Consider the following 17,945-nt stretch of genomic DNA (forward strand, 5'->3'; position numbering starts at 1 on the left):
TAGAATTTAGAGCTCCTGATAATTCAAAAACGAATTCGACAACGAGTTCAAAGATTCTGGAGACAAGCAATGACCCAATCCCTTCCCACGCGACGGGCCATCCTGCTGGGCGGCATGTTGATGGGCCTGGGCGTCAACGCCTTGGCCGCCAACGGCAATTGGCCCGACCGCCCTATTCGGCTGGTGGTTGCCGGTTCACCGGGCGCGGGCGGCGATATCTTTGCACGCCTGCTCGCCGCGCCCTTGTCCAACGCGCTGAAGCAGCCCATCGTCGTGGAATCAAAGCCGGGCGCCAACGGCATGATCGCGTGCAGCGCGGTGGCCAAGGCAGAGCCCAATGGCTACACCTTGCTGCTTGCGCCCTCTTCCGCCATCTTGCTGAATCCCGTCGTGCTGCCTTCGCTTCCCTACGATCCGGAGAAAGATCTGCTGCCCGTCGCCCAGGTCGGCGCGGCAGGAATTTTGCTGGTCGCCAACCCCACCATGGGCTTCAAGAATCTGGCGGACATGGTCGCCTACGCCAAGGCCAACCCCGGCAAACTTGCCTATGGATCCTGGGGCGCTGGGTCATCCGGCAACCTGGCCATGGAAGGCATCAAGGCCCATTACGGCCTGGACATGCCGCATGTTCCCTACAAGCAATTGGTCACCGAAAGCACCGACCTGATGGCCAACACCATCAGCGTGGGTTTCATGGATATCGCGTCGCCCGTTCCCTTCATGCGCAGCGGCAAGTTGGTCGCCCTTGGCCAGACGGGTTCGCGGCGCTGGCCAGCCACGATGGACGTGCCTACGCTAGCCGAGCAAGGCTACAACTTTGAAGCCGATGGTTGGTATGGCGTATTCGCGCCGGCGGGCACGCCGCCCGAGATCATCGACCGGCTTAACGCCGAGATCTACCGTGCGCAGCACACGCCTGACGTCCAAGCGAGTATCGAAGGACAGAACATGATCGTGCCCCCGACAATTTCCGCGAAGGAATTCGCGGCATCGATCAAGCGCGATGCGGTCATCTGGCAAGGTCTGGCGAAAGTTGCCGACCTGAAAAACAAGTAGGCAGAACGCATGGACACGTCTTTCAATGCCCCGTTTGCCGTCAATGCCTTGCAAGGTCGCGTCGCGGTGGTCACAGGGGCCACCGGCGGAATCGGCCTGGCCATTTGCCAGCTCCTGCGATCCATGGGCGCTGCCGTGGCGCAGGTGGATATCAACGCGCCCGACACCGCCGACCAGGCGGATGGCCTGTTGAACCTGCGTTGCGATATTTCCGACCCGGACTCGGTAGCGACGATGGCCAGGCAGCTTGGCGAGCGTTTCGGCCGTTGCGACATTCTGGTCAACAACGCGGCCATCAGCGCCGCACCGGTGGGCCTGGAGGAATTCCCGATCGACTTATGGGACAGCATCTTCCGCGTCAATCTGCGAGGCGCATTGCTGTGCGCGCAGGCGCTGTTTCCCATGATGCGGAGTCAGCAGGCGGGCAGCATCATCAATGTGGCGTCGATCTCTGCCCAGACGCCAACGCGAGTCGGCGCCTACGGCACCACCAAGTCCGCCCTGCACGCCTTGACGCGCCAGATGGCCGTGGAATGGGGCCCGCTGGGACTCCGCGCAAACTCCATCAGCCCGGGCATGATCCGCACGCCACTGTCCGAGGCGCACTACCGCGACGACGCCGTGCTGCAAAAGCGCATCGCCCATATCCCGGCGCGGCGTATTGGACTGCCGTCGGATATCGCGGGAGCCGTCGCGTTTCTTGCGAGCGATGCGTCGCTGTATGTGAATGGGCAGGACATCGTGGTGGACGGCGGCTTTCTTAAAGCGTCGTTGACGAATCTGTATGCTGCGTAAGCGGGCTGCTTCGGTCGGCTAGTCCTTGGCGAACCCGATCCGCGCATTTCCGCTGCCAAGCGCCTGCGTCAGGCCGTCGACGTCGCCTACCCGACCAATCGGCGTGTAAGCGTACGACGACTGGAAGGTCTGATAGAAAACGACCAGGGTTCTAGATCCGTACAGCATGAGGTCGCCGCTTCGAATCGTGCCGGGCCGGCTGGCGTTGGTGGGCAGCGCGCGCGGAAGGTCTGCGTGCTTTTCGTTGTCGTTGAGGGCGGCCATGTCGATCGTCAGGGGCAGCATGGCGGCGAATTCTCGAGCCGCCATGGTGTCGGCCAAGGTGATCGCGAAGCGGCGTTCGCCAATGGTTATCCACATGCTTGCTTCCTCCGATTGGATTGCGTCCACAGCCGTGGCTGCGGCGATGGGCGGGCCTGAAGCGCCGGGCTTGGCGGCGTGGCTTCCCCCCAGCACAAGAACGCCGCAAAACAGGCCAAGCCAGCGCGACGCTCGCGGACGACGCAAGTGGCGGATTTTAATGGCCGGCTGGCGTTGTCCGCCGCGAGCGGCGCGAAGGTTCGTCGTCATGGCTTTCATTTAATGCGATGCACGGCTCAGGCCGCTTGCCGCCGTTGCGAGCGCGACGCCAGAAAAGCGAGAAAGGCTGCGACTACCAGCGCCGTCGCACTCGCCACGAAGGTGCTTTGATACCCCACCGAATCGAACAGCACGCCACCCACGAGCGAACCCAGAGCGATGGACAACTGGATCACCGCCACCATCAGACCACCCCCTGCCTCGGCGTTGTGCGGCATGGCCTCAGCGATCCAGCTCCACCAGCCAACGGGCGCGGACGTCGCCATCAGGCCCCAAAGAGCCAGCAGAGCCACCACCGCGGCAACCCAGGTGCCGAAAGGGATCAGCGCCAGGGCAATGACCGCCATCAATGCCGGAATGAGGATCAACGTCCGGTACAAGCCACGCTTGAGAACCGCGCCAATCAGCGCGGTGCCAATAAAGCCCGCCACACCGATCACCAGCAGGATCAGCGATAGCGTGGACACGTTCACTTGCGTCACCGATTCAAGAAACGGGCGCAGGTAGGTGAACAACGCGAACTGGCCCAAGAAGAAGGCTCCACACCCGGCCATGCCATAACGAATGGTGCGGCTCTTAAGCACCTTGAACACGCTGCCAGAGCCAGGCGCGCGTGCCGCCGGCTTCATGGAAGGCAAGGCGATCCACTGCCAGATCAATGCGATTGCAGCCACGGGCACCAGCGCGAAGAACGCACCCCGCCAGCCGATGATGGAGCCCAAGTAGCTTCCCAGGGGCGCCGCAATCACCGTCGCCAGCGCGTTGCCGCCGTTGAAAATGGCCAGGGCCTTGGGCACCTGGCTCGCCGGCACCAGGCGGATTGCCATGGCAGCCGACATGGACCAGAAGCCGCCGATCACGACACCAATGAGCGCGCGGCCCACCATGTACGTCACATAGTTCGGTGCTGTCGCCACGATGACGCCGGAGATGCCCATCAAGACGGTCAAGATCAGCAGCAGCTTCTTGCGGTCCATGGCGCCGGCCACGGCCGAGATTGACAGGCTGGTCAACACCGCGAAGGCGCCAGAGATCGCGATACCCTGCCCCGCCATGCCTTCTGTTATTCCCAGATCGCCGGCGATTGGCGTCAGCAAACTGACGGGCATGAACTCAGAGGCCACGAGTGCGAACACGCACAGCGACATGGCGAATACGCCGCTCCACGCCTTCATGTGGAAGCCAAGTGCTGCGTGAAGAAAGCCGCCAGCTTGTCAAAGGGAATCACATCCAGCCGGTCGTACAGATCAATGTGCGTGGCGCCCGGAATGATCATCAGCTCTTTCGGCTGGGCGGCAGCCGCATAAGCCGTTTCGCTGAAGTAGCGCGAGTGCGCCAATTCGCCATGGACGAACAAGATCGGACGCGGGGAAATTTCCTGGATGTACGTCAGAATCGGCATGTTCATGAACGATAGCGGCGTGGTCATCGTCCAGGCGTTGCCCGAATTGACCGCGCGCGGATGCCGCCCGCGCGGCGTCATGTAGTAGTCGTGGTAGTCCACCAGGAACTGCGCTTCCCCACCCTTGAGCACGTTGTAGGGCGGCTGATAGGCCGGCGTACCCTTCTCGGCGTCTACCCAACGCTGCTGGCTGAGTTGCGCAAGCGTTTGGGTGCGCAGTTCGCGCGTCACGCTATCGTTGTAGCCCTTGGACATGACGCGCGTCATGTCGTACATGGTGCTGGCAACGACGGCCTTCACGCGCTTGTCCGCCGCGACGGCGTTCAGAACCATGCCGCCCCACCCGCAAATTCCAATGACGCCGATCCTGTCACGGTCGACGGCGGGTTGCAGGCCAAGACAGTCAACCGCCCCCACGCTCAGGGCCGCGATGCCGGTGCCCGTCATCTTCAGAAGGCCGCGGCGGCTGATGTCCTTGCCGTACTGCAAAAACACCGTACTACTAGCTTCATTTTTCTGGGTCATGGCGAATTTCCTTTCTGCGAGCCTTTCCATCGGTATGAAGAAGATTCTCCCGCGCGAGGCGCACCATGACTAGCTAATGAATAATGAATAGGCTTATAAGTACTACTAATCAAAAGTCCGTGGGACACTTCCGACATGGTCAGACGAAACCTCAACGATCTCCTCTCATTTGTGACCGTGGCGCGGGAAGGCAGCTTCACGCGCGCCGCCGCGTTGCTGGGCGTAACCCAATCGGCGCTAAGCCAAGCCATCAGCGGCTTGGAAACCCGGCTGGACATCCGCCTGCTGACGCGCACCACGCGCAGCGTGTCGCCTACTGCCGCCGGGGAACGGCTGTTGCAGGCCATCGGCCATCGCTTCGACGAAATCGAAGCGGAACTGGATGAATTGTCGGAACTGCGCGACAAGCCGGCGGGCACCGTCCGCATCACCTGCGGCGACCATGTGCTGAAGACCACGCTGCTGCCGAAGATTGCCCCGCTGCTACGCGATTACCCGGACATCAACGTAGAGTTCGACGTCAACTACGGATTCCGCGACATCGTCGCGGACCGCTTCGACGCGGGCGTGCGCATGGGTGACACCATCGACCGGGACATGATCGCAATGCCGATCAGCCCCAAATTGCGTATGGCCGCCGTCGCCACGCCGGACTACTTCGCCAAGCATTCGAAGCCGAAGCGGCCGGAAGATCTGACAAAGCACCGCTGCATCAACATCCGCTTCCCCACGCATGGCGGCTTGTACGTCTGGGAATTCGAACGCAAGGGCAAGCAGTTGAACGTCCGCGTCGATGGGCAAGCCACGCTTAACAGCACCCCGCACGTCGTTCAGGCAGCGCTGGAAGGCCTGGGCATTGCCTTCCTGCCAGAGGACGAATTCGCGCCCCACATCGACGAGGGGCGCCTTGTGCGGGTGCTGGAGGACTGGTGCGCGCCCTTCGACGGCTACTACCTCTATTACCCCAGCCGGCGGCAGCCGTCTCCCGCGTTCTCCTTGGTGCTTGATGCGCTGCGTACCCAGGAGCCGCCTGCAAAGAAGCGGCGATGATGGCCCGCCTGCCTGACTGCTGTCGGGCGGCGACCACGCCTCACTCACTTCCCCGCTTTAGCCGCCAGTTGACGCGCCAACGCTTCACTGGCTCGACGCCCCATCTCGGCATCCACGCCCGTCACCAGCACTTGGCCAAGCTGACGCAACTGGCCAGCGGTGAGGCCAACGTTCATGCTGATGCGCATGTGCGCCTGCAATTGCGATTCGGCGCCAGGCAGCGCGGACAGCATGCTGACGGTGGCTAACTCGCGACTTTGCCAATCCAGGTTGTCGCGCTCGAAGATATCGCCGAACAAGTGCTTGCGCAGGTATTCGTTGGCGACTGGCGCGAAGTCGAACAACGGCCCTTCCACCGGCCCGCCCGACAGCTTCGTCTGGTTAGCCGTGCCCGCGGCCAGCAGCGCATCCCCCTTCGGAATGGGGCGAGTGGGTGCATTGCCGGGCGCATCCTGGATGCCCCGTTGCTTGCGGGCGTCCAACACCTTCATCAACTCGCTCAGCGCATTCAGGCTGCGGGGAAAGCCGGCATAGGCATACAACTGCACCAGGATCTCGCGGGCGTCGCTTACCGTCATCCCGCTATTCAGGCCCTGGTTCAGCGCGACGTTCAGCTTGGCCAGGTCACCCGCCGCCGCAAAGGCGGCGATCGGCACGAGGGCCTGCTGCCGGGCATTGAGGGTTTCGGAAGGGGTGGGCGCGCTGGCCGGTGCGGGGTTCATCTGTCGGGTTTCCTGTGCGTGGGCGGGCTGAATCAACGCACCAGCCAAGCTCAGGGCAAAGACCAGTGCACTCCAATGTTGGCGCGACTTGCCCGGATGAACGCGCGCTTTGCCCTGCTTAATGGGCGTCATATTGTTCATCGCTGACCTTCTCCATCCAGTTGACGTTCTTTCCATCTGCCGTCGCGGTGACAGCGATATGGGTCATGGCGGTGCTGGGTGCGGCGCCGTGCCAGTGCTTCACGCCCGGCGGGCACCAGACGACATCGCCCGGGCGTATGACCTGTACGGGCTTGCCCCACTCCTGGGTCAAACCAACACCCGACGTCACCACCAGACGCTGTCCCGCAGGGTGCGTGTGCCACGCTGAACGCGCGCCAGGTTCAAAGGTGACAAGCGCCCCTGATGCATTGATGTTCTCGTTGTTCGGCCAGACTGGATCAATCCGCACCCGGCCCGTGAAGTATTCGTCTGGACCCGCGATTGAGGCCTGTTCGCCCGCGCGTGTGATCGCCTGGGCTGCGGTGGAGGCTTGGGCTTGCGGCTCGGCGGCATTGGCGGCCGCCATCTGAAAGACCGCGGCGCAAGCGGCGATTGTCGGGATCTGGGTTTTCATGTGGTTCGACCTTTTTTTAAGTGCGGCGAAACGGCCATGATTAGCGGTTCCTTGAGGTGTTTCCGACGGCAAAGCGAGCATTTACCGCCGGCTTTTCGCTACTGTATGATCGGGTCGATTAGATGAGAAGACTGGAAAATCAGCATGCCCTGGTGTGCTGAATTCACTAATGGCCAAAGAAAACCTGAACGACCTCCAAACCTTCGTGGCCGTTGCGCAGGCGCGAAGCTTCACGCGCGCGGCGGCGCAACTGGGCTTGTCGCGCTCAGCCCTGAGCCACGCGATGCTGGCGCTGGAAGCGCGCTTGGGCGTGCGTCTACTCACCCGCACCACGAGGAGCGTGTCAACGACCGAAGCCGGGCAAAGACTGCTAAGCGTGTTGAGCCCACACTTCAACGAGATCGAGCAAGAACTCGCATCGCTGACCGCCATGCGGGACAAGCCGGCCGGCACGGTTCGTATCACCACCCATGACCACGCCATCAAGACGGTGCTCTGGCCACGTCTGTTGCCGCTGTTGCAGCAGTATCCCGACATCCAGGTCGAGTTCAGTGTGGACTATGGGTTCACCGACATCGCGGCAAACCAGTTCGACGCTGGCGTGCGCAGCGGCAATCGCATCGACAAAGACATGATCGCGGTGCGCATCGCCCCCGATTTCCGGATGGCGGTCGCGGCCTCGCCCGCCTATCTAGCCGGCAAGCGCCCGCCCAGCACCCCGCAAGAGCTGACGGACCATTGCTGCGTCAATCTACGGCTGCCCACGCATGGAGGCCTGTACGCCTGGGATTTTGCGAAAGGCGGAAAGACGCTAAGCGTCCGGGTGGCGGGCCAGACGATCTTCAACAACACCTTTCTGATGCTCCAGGCGGCGCTGGACGGCATGGGCCTGGCGTATGTCCCCTACGACCTGGTGCAGCCCAATGTGGAACAGGGCCGCCTGGTGCCCGTGCTGGAAGACTGGTGGCCGGTGCTGCCTGGCTACCATCTCTACTACGCCAACCGGCGACAGATTTCCCCGGCATTGGCGCTGGTCATCGAAGCCCTGCGGTATCGGCCGGATGCGCCGAAAAAGCGCAAAAGAGACTAGATACGATGCATCGTTAATCCTATAATTTTGGGTATTAACTGGCATAAAGCCATCTGGATACACAATATGTTGGATTTAAGCTTCAGCACGCCAAGCGAGATCGTCAAGCGTCTCTGCCAACGTTTGCGCACGGAGCGTCTGGCGTTGGGCATGACGCAAGCCGACTTGGCCGGGCGAGCCGGCATTGCCACCAACACCGTGTCCAGCCTGGAAACCGGGCGCAATGTCAGGTTCGAGAACGTGGTCCGGGTGGCGATGGCCCTTGGTCGGGCCAAAGAGCTTGAGGGTCTGTTCCAGCCAAAATTGAACAGCATCGAAGACATTCGACGCTACGAAAGCAGCGCGGATCGTCTCCGTGCAAAAAGGAACCCCGGCAATGCTTGAGCAAGTGAATGTCTTCTATGAGGGCTGGGGTGAGCGGTGGCTTTGGGGAACCCTGGCCTCAACAACCGCCCTGACCGGTCGTCCAGTGATCGTCTTCGAGTACAGCAACGACGCCAGGCAAAGGGGCTTGGAGCTATCCTCCTACACCCTGCCGTTGGAGGGGCCCCAGCTGCGCCGCGGTTTTCCAGACCACCAACTTGACTTGCCAGGCCCTGTTTATGACTCGTTGCCGGACGGATGGGGCATGTTGCTGATGGACCGAATGTTCCGGCGACGCAGCCTATCCACGGCTCGCATAGGCCCGCTGGAACGGCTGGCCTATATCGGTGGCAACGCGATGGGCGCCATGAAGTTTGAACCCGTTGCGCCGGAAGGACAGGAACTGAAAGTCCATATCCCGCTTGAAGAACTAGCCGCCGACGTGCAGCAAGTGCTGCAAGGGGAAGGCGGCGAGTTCCTGGAGACATTGCTGCTGGTGGGCGGCTCGCCTCAAGGTGCAAGGCCTAAGGCCCTGGTCTATCGGAATCCCGAAACGGACGGGTTTACCACTGCCGTCACACCGGGATTTGAAGCGTGGTTGATCAAGTTCCCCGCCAAAGAAGAACATCCCGAGGTGTGCGCTATCGAAATGGTCTACGCCGAATGCCTGCGCATGTGTGGCATCGAGACGCCGGACACGCGGTACTTCAGTCTGCCTGGTGGGTCGGCGGCGTTTGCCAGCAAGCGTTTTGACCGACAAGACGGGCTGCGCGTACCCATGCAGAGTCTCGCCGCCTTTACGGGCGCCAATTACCGCACTCCGGGGGTGTTGGACTACGTCAACTTCTTTCGGGCGACGCAGATGTGTACCAACGACGTGCGGCAGATGGCAGTGGCTTTCGAGCGCGCAGTCTTCAACGTTGCATTCCACAACAGGGACGATCATCCCAAGAACTTTGCCTACCTCATGTCGCAAGCGGGTCACTGGAGGCTGGCGCCCGCTTACGACGTGACGTTCTGCGAGGGGCCTGGTGGATATCATCAGATGGACGTGATGGGCGAGGCGCAGGCGATTTCCCGCGCACAGATGCTCAGGCTTGCCAACGAGGCCGAAATGCCCCAGGACGTTGCCGGAAAAATGATTGACCGCATTTGCGATGTGGCAAGCCAGTTCGCCATTCTCGCCGACGACCTCTACCCACAGATCATTACTCGTGACACCTTGCGCACGATCCAACACTGCATCGATCAGAACGTAGCCCGGTTACGCCAAGACCAACCGGGCCGCGGTCGCCGGTGAAGACCTTGGGCGAGCGGACGCTTCCAGGAAGTTACAGCGGCTCTGGCGCTCCCCTCAGCCTGATCTCGGCCACGGTGCTGTCGCCGCGTTGATCCAGCGAAAATGCGTGTCGTCCGGCGTATCGCAACTCAAGGCGGCGGCAAAGATTGCCGAGTCCGCCGCCGCTTCGGACCACGTCGAACGGCGCTTGCAAGCGGCCCGGGTTTTCTACCTGGATGATCAGTTCGTCGCCTTCTAGCCGGGTGCGAATATGGATCACAAAGCGCTCGTGCGCGGACCGCATGCCGTGCTTGATGGCATTTTCAACAAGGCCTTGCAAGGTCATCAGCGGCAGGTTGATTTGCAGCGTGGCCGGGTCGATCTGGCATTGGCACTCAAGCTGCGTGTCGAAGCGCAAGGCTTGTATGCGCAGATAGGCTTGAGCCGCCTCGATCTCTTCTTCCAGCCGGGACAAGCCGCGCCCGCGACGGTCCAGTGAATAGCGCAGGTAATCCGCCAGGCGGCGCGTCATCTCTTCCGCAATGGCGGGACGCTCGGCAATCTCGGCCACGATCGTGTTCAGCGCATTGAAGAGAAAGTGAGGCTCTATCTGCAAGCGCAGATGCTCCAGCTCCAGTTGCAAGGACCGCGTCTCGGCCTTCATCTTTGACATGCGTTCGGTGCGCGCGGACAGCTCAGCCGACACGCCGAAGTACACCAGCGTCCAGATGGAAAGAATGCCCATGTAGTAGAGAAACGCCAGCCGGTACTCATTACCCGGCATCACCTGCATGCTTCCTGGCGGGAACATCTGATGGATGGCGGAAGAAACGGACGCCAGCAACGCCGAGGCCGCCAGGCACAACAGCACGGCGCTGACAAGCACCAGGATCGGCGCGTCGGCCTTGCCCGCGCGGCGCCCATGCAGCACGGCGGCCACGCTGGTCATCGCGAAGGCCAGCGGTTCCAGCACCAGCGTCAGCCAGACAGCCGCGGCCGAATTGCCGAACACCGCCATCCGGATAAAAAAACCGACGACCGCAAGGAAAAGCCATCCCACGATCTGGGCGCGCCAGAAGCCCGGCGACGATTCCCCTTGACTAAGGCTCTGGCTGAGTGATGTGGACATCATGGACGAGCTCTTCTCGAAATAGCCATATTCAAGCGCCGCGACGGGTTCACGGAACAGCGCATATGGCCTTATATTTACCGGCGTATCGGAATCGCAGAGATATCGAAGCCGAAGATATATCGGAACTGACGGTATATCGGAACCGAAGAATATACCCGCCACACTCCGGCGCCTGGGAGGAAAATGCTACGTGTGCTGATCGTCGACGATGAAGCTCCGGCACGGCGCTACCTGCGCCGGCTGCTCGAAGCCACGCCCGATATCGAGGTCACCGGCGAGGCCTCCACCATTGAGCAGGCCCACGAGCTGATCCAGGCACACGCGCCAGACGCCCTGTTTCTGGACATCGAACTGACATCCGGCACCGGGTTTGATCTTCTGAGCGATCTGGAATCCGCGCCCGCCGTGGTCTTCGTCACCGCGCACAACGACTACGCCACCCGCGCGTTCGACGTCGCGGCGGTGGATTACCTGCTCAAGCCGGTCAGCCCCGACAGGCTGGCCCAGACGCTGACGCGGCTACGGCCCCGCGCCACCGGCTACGTGCCGATGAAAACGAAGGCCGGCACCAAACTCATCAAGGTCGAAGCGCTGACGCTCGTGCAGGCCCAAGGTGACTACGTCCGCCTGTGCAGCGCCGCCAACGACAACGAGCTGATGCACATCACGCTGAAGCGCCTGGCCGCGCATCTGCCGTCCCCGCCTTTCTGCGCCTTGTCCCGCTCGATCATCATCAATCTTGAGCATGTCTTGCAGTTATCGCCCCTTTCCGGCGCGCAGACGGAAGTGACGTTCAGCAATGGCGTAGCGCCCATCGTGCTGGGCCGCGTCGCGTCGCTGCGCCTGCGGCGCGCGGTGGCGCGGGGCTAGCCATGGCTAGACGCGACTTGCTTCCCCCACTGAATCCCGCCCGGGCGTTCGAAGCCACTGGGCGCCTGCTGAGCATTTCCAAGGCAGCCGATGAACTGTGCGTCACACCGGCGGCGGTCAGCAGGCAGGTCCGGGCGCTGGAAAACTACCTGGGCACACCGCTGTTTTTACGCATACGCGGCGGCCTGACGCTGACACCGGCAGGCGCACGCTATCTGTCGGACCTAATACCGTTGTTTGCGACCCTGCGTGAGGCCACCCTGGCGGTGGCCGGCGCCAGCGTGGGCCGGGATACGCTGCGCATCCGCTCACCCGCCACCTTTGCCGTGCGCTGGCTCATCCCGCGACTGGCGAGTTTTCATCAGAAGCATAAAGACATCGACGTTCAAGTCATGACGTCGTTCGCGCCGCTGGATTTCCAGCGCGAAGATATTGACGCCGGCATACAGCTGGGCGATGGACGCTGGCCGGGTATGCGCACGCTGCAGCTTGTGCGCAACGAGCTGGTGCCCGTAGCGGCCCCCACGCTGGGGCTGACGCACAAGAAGCAACTGGCGACGCAAACCTTGCTGCATTCCATGGCTCGCCCGGACGATTGGATGCTATGGCTGCGCGCCGCAGGCTTGCGAAACGTCAACCCCGCGCAAGGCATGAAGTACGAAACCTCGTTGCTTGCCTACCAGGCAGCCATCGAAGGACATGGCGTCGCCATTGGCCAAAAGGCGCTGATCGAAAAAGAACTGGCGGACGGAACCTTGGTGGCGCCGCTGGATCGCATACTCGACCATGAGGATTTCACGTATTACTTCGCCTGGCCGACGGGCAAGCCGCAATCCCGAGCGTTGCGTGTGTTCCGCGATTGGCTGTCCACCTTTGTCGCCGTTTGATCTGCACACGCCTGCATTGACCCTTTTACAAAAAGTCAAAGCATCCGGTCGATAAAGTCGTTTGCCGGGTCTGGCGCCGCTGCCTATTCTGCCTGCATGACACGAGAACACGGTCACCCATCAGACCGTGTCGTGCAGGAGACAGGACATGTTCAAACGTAGCTTGCGAGACCTCCGGGTCGTGGATTTCTCGCACGTCCTCGCGGGCCCCGTCTGCACCATGATGCTTGCGGACATGGGCGCGGACGTCATCAAAATCGAACCTCCCGGCGGGGAACTTGGCCGGCAGATCGGCCCACCCTGGATCGCGGGCGAAAGCGCCGTGTACTTGAGTGTGAATCGCAACAAGCGCGGCATCGCGTTGGATCTGAAATCCGACAGCGGTCGCGAGGTCGCGCGCCGCTTGGTCAGCCGCGCGGACGTGGTGGTTGAAAACTACCGTCCGGGCGTCATGCAGGCGTTTGGTCTGGGCTACGACACGCTGGCCAACAGCAATCGCGGATTGGTGTATTGCTCCATTTCCGCGTACGGACAAACCGGCCCGCTGCGTGGCCGGCCCGGTGTAGACGGCATCATCCAGGCCGCCAGCGGCTTGATGAGCACCTTGGGCGGCGCGGACGGCGAGCCGGTAAAAGGCGCGACGCCGGTTGCCGACATGGTTACGGCCTACCTGGCCACGATTGCGATTCTGGCCGCGCACCACGCGGCGCAACGCAGCGGCCAAGGCGAATACCTCGACATCAGCCTGTACAACGCAACGCTGATGCTGCAGCAGATCGGCTACGCGTCGTACTTTGCCTCGGACACCGCACCCGCCAAGGCGGGTAGCGCCGCCCCCTACGCCGCACCGAACGAGGCATACCAGACCCTCGATGGCTGGATCATGGTGGCCGCCTACCACCCCAAGCGCTGGCAAGCCTTGTGCGCCGTATTGGGCGCCGGGGAACTGGAACATGATCCGCGTTTTTCCAGTAATGAATCCCGCGTCGCGCACCGCGATGCGCTTCGCCGGGTGTTGACCCCCTTGTTTCGGCAGCGTGCCACCGACGAATGGGTGAAGCGGCTTGCCGAGTCGGACATCCTGTGCGCGCCGGTGGCGGACTACGACGATGTCGTCCGCTCACAAGAGTACGCGGCGAGCGGAATCGACAGTTGGGTTGACCATCCTGTTGCCGGAAAGGTGCGCATGCCGAGCTTTGCACCGGGGCCCGCTCACGCAACCAGCGCGAATGCCCGCATCACGGCCGCGCCAACGCTGGGCCAGCACAGCCGCCAGATCCTCACCGAATGTGGCTATGCCCCTGCGGAGATCGACGCCCTGTTTGGTAGCGGCGTACTGGGTCAACCCGAGCAATTTTCTACATGAGCCAAGGACACACCAATGAAATCCAATGAATCCGTCGCCGGAGAGGCCGCCTCGCCCATTGCCGAGGTATTGATCCTGCAAGACGTCGCCGACGGCGTCCTCACACTGAGCCTCAATGACCCCGATACAGGCAATGCCATGTCGGTACGCATGGCCGAGGCGCTTGCCGAGGCCCTGGAACGGGCCAATACGCTATCAAACGTTCATTGCGTATTGCTGCGCGCCACAGGCAAGCACTTCTGCACGGGCGGCAATGTGAAAGACATGGAACAAGGGGCCGACTTGATGCAAGGCTCCGCCACCGAAATCCGCGCCCGACTGAAATCAACGCTGCATCGAATCACTCATGCATTGCAAGCCTTGCAGATGCCGTCTATTGCGGCGGTCAATGGGGCGGCTGTGGGAGCCGGCTGTGACTTGGCCCTCATGTGCGACCTGCGCGTGGCCAGCGAAAGCGCGACATTTGCCGAAAGCTTCCTGCGGCTGGGCCTGGTGTCTGGCATAGGCGGCGCCTGGTTCTTGACCCGCATCGTGGGGACGGCAAAGGCGTTGGAGTTGACCCTGACCAGCGAATTCATCGACGCGGCGACCGCGTTGCAACTGGGCATGGTGGCCCGCGTGGTGGCGCCGGAAGCGTTGGACGAGACAAGCGCCGCCTTGGCCCGGCGCATTGCGTCGAATCCCCCCCAAGCCTTGCGCATGGCCAAGCGCCTGGTATTGGATGCCGCCGAGTCGACCTTGCCGATGGCGCTGGAGACCGCTGCCGCCATGCAGGCGATTTTGCTTTGCGGCGATGAGCACAAGGCCGTCGTGCGCGATTTTCTCTCGCAGCGCGCCCGCCGCGCCCCTTCCTTCCAGCCGGTTTGAGCGCGTTGACCACGCACTCAGAAGGCTGGCATACGAAGCGTGCAGGCCAATGACGCCCGCACCAACTAATTGCAGGAGACAAACATCATGAACCGCATCATTACTTTTATCGTCCGCCTGGCGGCATCTATGTTGGCCGTCCTTGGCCTCGCCTGGACCGTCTCGGCACATGCGGCCGGCTACCCTGAAAAGCCCGTGACATTTGTCGTGCCATTCGGCGCGGGCAGCGCAACCGACCTGCTGGCTCGCGCATTGTCAGCGTCGCTTACGCAGCAGACGGGGCAAGCTGTCGTCGTGGAAAACCGGCCAGGCGCAAGCGGCATGATCGCCGCGCAGCATGTGGCCCGAGCCGCCCCCGACGGCTACACGGTGTTGATCACCACCAACACGACGCAAGCCGCCAACCCCCATCTTTTCAAGACGCTTCCTTATGACCCGGTAGCGGATTTCACCCCACTGACAGGACTGGGACGCGGCGGTCAGGTTTTAGTGGTGAAAGCCGACTCGCCTTATCGCACGGTCGATGACCTGGTTCGCGCGGCCAAGCAAGCCCCCGGCAAACTGAGCTTTGGCAGCGGCAATTCGTCCAGCCGCATCGCAGGCGAAATGCTCAAGCAACTGACCGGTACGGACATCGTCTGGGTCGGCTACAACAGCAATCCCAATGCGCTTAACGATCTGTTGGGTGGTCACATCGACATGATGGTGATCGACACCGTGACCGGTTTGTCGCAGATCGAGGCAGGCAGACTGCGCCCACTCGGCGCATCAACCCAGGAACGCCTGCCGCAACTGCCGGATGTGCCTACCCTGGACGAGGCCGGCATCAAAGGCTATGACATGGGTTACTGGTTCGCTGCCTACGTTCCGGCCGGATCACCCGCGCCGACGGTTGCGAAGCTAAGGCAGTTGCTGGTCGGGGCGGTGGGCAGCGACGGCGCGCGGGCATTCTTTCGAAACTCAGCAACTCAGGCGTGGACAACAACCTCCGCCGAGCTGAACGAATTTCAGGCCGCCGACATTCAGAAATGGGGCAGGGTCATCAAGGCCGCAGGAATCGCGCCCGAATGACCTGCTCACCGGGTATGAGCCGAATCGGCAAGCGCGCTGACCCAATTCGCGTGCCCCCTCACCCCACCTTGCGCTCCACCGAGCATGCGCGCGGGCGCCATCGGCGCACCCTACTCCGCCTTGATCCCCCCACGCTGGATCACCCCCGTCCACTTCGCCACATCGTCCTTTATCCGCTGCGCGAATTCAGCCGGTGTGCTGCCCACCGGCTGAAAGCCCAAGCCCGCCAGCTTGTCGCGTAGCGCGCCGTTGCGCACGGATTCGGCCAGCGTTTTCGACAGCCGCTCGATGATCGGTGCCGGCACGCCGGCTGGCGCCACCAGGCCGAACAAGGGCGAGATGTCCACGCCTGGCAGACCCGCCTCGGCAAACGTCGGCACATCAGGCAACTGGCTGACGCGCTTGGGGCTCGTGACCGCCAAGGCCTTCAGGCGTCCCGCCTTGATGTGTTCCAGCAGCGTGGGAACCGTGGCGAAGGCAAACTGCACCTGGCCGCCCAGCAGATCGGTGATGACGGTGCCGCCGCCCCGGTACGGCACGTGCAGCACGTCCACGCCCGCCTGCTGGCGCAATTGCTCACCCGCCAGATGCGGACCGCTGCCCACCCCCGCCGACCCGAACGACAACGTACCCGGGTGCGCCTTGGCCAGCGCAACAAAAGCGGCAACGTCGGTGGCCTTGACGGACGGATGCACCACCATCACGAACGGCGCGGTCGCCATCAGCGAGATCGGCGCAAAGTCATTGATCGCGTCGTAGGGCTGGCGATCGCCCAACAGCGCGGGGTTGATGGTGAAGGTGGAGTCGACCATGCCGATGGTGTAGCCGTCCGGCGCCGACACCGCCAACGCGCGCGTGCCGATCGTGGTGCCGCCGCCGCCCCGGTTCTCAACCACGAAGGGCTGGCCCAGCGCCTCGGCATACACCTGCCCCGCCATGCGGCCCAACGTGTCGGTGGCCGCGCCCGGCGGATAGGGAATGTATAAGCGCACCGCCTTGTCCGGATACTGCGCGGCGCGTGCCGCGAAGCTCCAGGGCAACGCGGCCGCGCCCACTGCCATGGCCGTGCCGTTGATCAAGAACGCTCTGCGCGATGAATGCATATTGTTGTCTCCAGGTTTATGTTTGATGCGGCCTCTTTGGGCTCGCGTTGTCGTCGTGTCAGGCGCTGTAGCGGCCTTCGGCAAGTTCCGCTTCCGGATCCGCGCCCAGCCCGGGCCCGTCCGGCACGGTCACCCAACCGTCTGCGATGGGCACGCTGCGCCCATAGGGCACGTGGGCCAGTTCCACGTAAAGGCGTTCCAGTGATACCTCGGCCTGCTGCGCCGCGATCAGGTGCAGGCTGGCCAGATAGCCCGGTCCAAAAAATGCCACCTGCGGCGCGCAGACGACGTTCGTCCCCGCGCACTTCTGCGCGATGCGCCACGCGCCGGTCAGGCCCAGTTTGATGACGCTGGGCTGCACATACTGCGCGGCTTCGCTGTCCACCACCCGCTCCAGGTCGGTCACGCTGCCGGCGTTCTCGCCCACGGCCAGCGGCACGCCACAGGCGCGCTTCAAGCGGGTCAACGCGCGGTCGTCCTCCGGCGGCCACAGCGGCTCTTCAATCCAGAACGGATCATGCGGGTGCATGGCGGCGATGGCGGCTTCGGCCTCGTCGGGTAGCCAGGCGCAGTTCGTATCCACCATGATGGGCACGCCCGCGCCGGTGCTGCGGCGCACGGCGGCCAGCGCATCGGCGGTGCGCTCGTGCAGCTTGATCTCGGTATAGCCTTCGTTCAAGGCGCGCGTTGTCACCGCGTCCAGGCGTTCCGCGTTGCCGTAGTACTGAAGCAGCGACGCGTAGACGCACACGCGATCGCGGCGCTTGCCTCCCAGTAGTTGATACAAGGGCACGTCGGCGCGTTTGGCGCGCAGGTCCCACAGCGCGATGTCCAGGCCGGCCAGCGCATGCACCACGGGACCCGACCGCCCCAGGTTGTGCAGCGTGCGCTGCATGCCCGGCAGCAAGGTGTCGTCATCCGCATCCCGCCCGCAGGCCAGCGGCGCGATCAAGGTCTCAAAAATGGCAACCAAGGCGCGCGGCTCCACGCAATAAGACTCGCCCCAGGCCACCGTGCCGTCTTCCGTCTGCACGCGCACCAGCGCGCTGTCCAGCTTGTCGCGCGGACGGCCGGCGAACAGCGGCGACGGGCTCCAATGATGAAACGGCAGGCGCAAGGGGATGCAAGTGACGGAAACGATGGTGTTGGCGGGCATGGCGATAGCTGAAGAA

The 17,945-nt window shown here is 62.8% G+C and carries 19 protein-coding genes; 11 read left to right on the plus strand and 8 right to left on the minus strand.

Going from position 1 to position 17,945, the window contains the following annotated elements; all coding sequences use genetic code 11:
* The first annotated feature begins 69 nt into the window (after positions 1 to 69).
* Positions 70 to 1,056 carry a Bug family tripartite tricarboxylate transporter substrate binding protein gene (locus ACE04A_RS18585; protein WP_448719030.1) on the plus strand — a complete coding sequence of 329 codons (987 nt, stop codon included), beginning with the start codon at positions 70 to 72 and terminating at the stop codon, positions 1,054 to 1,056.
* 9 nt (positions 1,057 to 1,065) lie between these two features.
* The gene (locus ACE04A_RS18590) at positions 1,066 to 1,851 is read left to right on the plus strand and encodes an SDR family NAD(P)-dependent oxidoreductase (RefSeq protein WP_448719031.1); all 786 of its coding nucleotides are present in this window, start codon (positions 1,066 to 1,068) and stop codon (positions 1,849 to 1,851) included.
* An 18-nt stretch (positions 1,852 to 1,869) separates the two neighbouring features.
* On the opposite strand, the gene ACE04A_RS18595 is transcribed toward ACE04A_RS18590, so the two are convergent.
* From ACE04A_RS18595 to ACE04A_RS18605, 3 genes are read right to left on the minus strand one after another with little or no spacing between them, the layout of a single operon-like run.
* On the minus strand, positions 1,870 to 2,430 hold the full coding sequence (locus ACE04A_RS18595) for a cyclophilin-like fold protein (RefSeq protein ID WP_485820385.1): 561 nt from the start codon (positions 2,428 to 2,430) through the stop codon (positions 1,870 to 1,872).
* Between the two features lie 17 nt (positions 2,431 to 2,447).
* On the minus strand, positions 2,448 to 3,605 hold the full coding sequence (locus ACE04A_RS18600; RefSeq protein ID WP_448719033.1) for an MFS transporter: 1,158 nt from the start codon (positions 3,603 to 3,605) through the stop codon (positions 2,448 to 2,450).
* On the minus strand, positions 3,602 to 4,357 hold the full coding sequence (locus tag ACE04A_RS18605) for an alpha/beta hydrolase (protein ID WP_448719034.1): 756 nt from the start codon (positions 4,355 to 4,357) through the stop codon (positions 3,602 to 3,604). The genes ACE04A_RS18600 and ACE04A_RS18605 overlap by 4 nt, the downstream gene beginning before the upstream one ends.
* A gap of 135 nt (positions 4,358 to 4,492) precedes the next feature.
* Here ACE04A_RS18605 and ACE04A_RS18610 point away from each other — a divergent pair, with 135 nt between their 5' ends.
* Complete coding sequence (locus tag ACE04A_RS18610) at positions 4,493 to 5,407, plus strand: LysR family transcriptional regulator (protein WP_448719035.1); 915 nt, start codon at positions 4,493 to 4,495, stop codon at positions 5,405 to 5,407.
* A gap of 44 nt (positions 5,408 to 5,451) precedes the next feature.
* Here ACE04A_RS18610 and ACE04A_RS18615 read toward each other — a convergent pair whose 3' ends face one another.
* Positions 5,452 to 6,129 (minus strand): carboxymuconolactone decarboxylase family protein, encoded by a 678-nt coding sequence (locus ACE04A_RS18615; RefSeq protein WP_448719037.1) that lies wholly within the window; start codon positions 6,127 to 6,129, stop codon positions 5,452 to 5,454.
* Between the two features lie 118 nt (positions 6,130 to 6,247).
* Complete coding sequence (locus tag ACE04A_RS18620; RefSeq protein WP_438857623.1) at positions 6,248 to 6,745, minus strand: (R)-mandelonitrile lyase; 498 nt, start codon at positions 6,743 to 6,745, stop codon at positions 6,248 to 6,250.
* Positions 6,746 to 6,914: 169 nt separating this feature from the next.
* Here ACE04A_RS18620 and ACE04A_RS18625 point away from each other — a divergent pair, with 169 nt between their 5' ends.
* From ACE04A_RS18625 to ACE04A_RS18635, 3 genes are all read left to right on the plus strand, one after another.
* Entirely contained in the window at positions 6,915 to 7,835 is a 921-nt protein-coding gene (locus ACE04A_RS18625; RefSeq protein ID WP_448719038.1) for a LysR family transcriptional regulator, read from the plus strand.
* Positions 7,836 to 7,901: 66 nt separating this feature from the next.
* Positions 7,902 to 8,219 carry a type II toxin-antitoxin system RelB family anti-toxin gene (relB, locus tag ACE04A_RS18630; RefSeq protein ID WP_279996753.1) on the plus strand — a complete coding sequence of 106 codons (318 nt, stop codon included), beginning with the start codon at positions 7,902 to 7,904 and terminating at the stop codon, positions 8,217 to 8,219.
* Positions 8,212 to 9,498: a type II toxin-antitoxin system HipA family toxin gene (locus tag ACE04A_RS18635; protein ID WP_448719039.1), complete on the plus strand. Its 1,287-nt coding sequence runs from the start codon at positions 8,212 to 8,214 to the stop codon at positions 9,496 to 9,498. The genes relB and ACE04A_RS18635 overlap by 8 nt, the downstream gene beginning before the upstream one ends.
* A 31-nt stretch (positions 9,499 to 9,529) precedes the next feature.
* Here the strand turns inward: ACE04A_RS18635 and ACE04A_RS18640 are convergent, their stop codons facing one another.
* Positions 9,530 to 10,609 (minus strand): sensor histidine kinase, encoded by a 1,080-nt coding sequence (locus ACE04A_RS18640; RefSeq protein WP_259247019.1) that lies wholly within the window; start codon positions 10,607 to 10,609, stop codon positions 9,530 to 9,532.
* Between the two features lie 183 nt (positions 10,610 to 10,792).
* Here ACE04A_RS18640 and ACE04A_RS18645 point away from each other — a divergent pair, with 183 nt between their 5' ends.
* The 5 genes from ACE04A_RS18645 to ACE04A_RS18665 all read left to right on the plus strand — a co-directional run bounded on the left by ACE04A_RS18645 (position 10,793) and on the right by ACE04A_RS18665 (position 15,670).
* Positions 10,793 to 11,479 carry a LytR/AlgR family response regulator transcription factor gene (locus ACE04A_RS18645; protein ID WP_447989430.1) on the plus strand — a complete coding sequence of 229 codons (687 nt, stop codon included), beginning with the start codon at positions 10,793 to 10,795 and terminating at the stop codon, positions 11,477 to 11,479.
* 2 nt (positions 11,480 to 11,481) lie between these two features.
* On the plus strand, positions 11,482 to 12,366 hold the full coding sequence (locus ACE04A_RS18650; RefSeq protein WP_448719040.1) for a LysR substrate-binding domain-containing protein: 885 nt from the start codon (positions 11,482 to 11,484) through the stop codon (positions 12,364 to 12,366).
* Between the two features lie 148 nt (positions 12,367 to 12,514).
* A complete protein-coding gene (locus ACE04A_RS18655; RefSeq protein WP_485820386.1) occupies positions 12,515 to 13,732 on the plus strand; it encodes a CaiB/BaiF CoA transferase family protein in 1,218 nt (405 codons plus the stop codon).
* Positions 13,733 to 13,747: 15 nt separating this feature from the next.
* Positions 13,748 to 14,599, plus strand: coding sequence for an enoyl-CoA hydratase-related protein (locus ACE04A_RS18660; RefSeq protein ID WP_485820387.1), 852 nt, complete (start codon positions 13,748 to 13,750; stop codon positions 14,597 to 14,599).
* Between the two features lie 87 nt (positions 14,600 to 14,686).
* Complete coding sequence (locus ACE04A_RS18665) at positions 14,687 to 15,670, plus strand: Bug family tripartite tricarboxylate transporter substrate binding protein (RefSeq protein ID WP_424917713.1); 984 nt, start codon at positions 14,687 to 14,689, stop codon at positions 15,668 to 15,670.
* Between the two features lie 110 nt (positions 15,671 to 15,780).
* On the opposite strand, the gene ACE04A_RS18670 is transcribed toward ACE04A_RS18665, so the two are convergent.
* Positions 15,781 to 16,773: a Bug family tripartite tricarboxylate transporter substrate binding protein gene (locus ACE04A_RS18670; protein WP_485820388.1), complete on the minus strand. Its 993-nt coding sequence runs from the start codon at positions 16,771 to 16,773 to the stop codon at positions 15,781 to 15,783.
* Between the two features lie 58 nt (positions 16,774 to 16,831).
* Positions 16,832 to 17,929, minus strand: coding sequence for a mandelate racemase/muconate lactonizing enzyme family protein (locus ACE04A_RS18675; protein ID WP_448719044.1), 1,098 nt, complete (start codon positions 17,927 to 17,929; stop codon positions 16,832 to 16,834).
* Between the last annotated feature and the right edge of the window lie 16 nt (positions 17,930 to 17,945).

The organism is Achromobacter colocynthidis, from assembly GCF_057334535.1.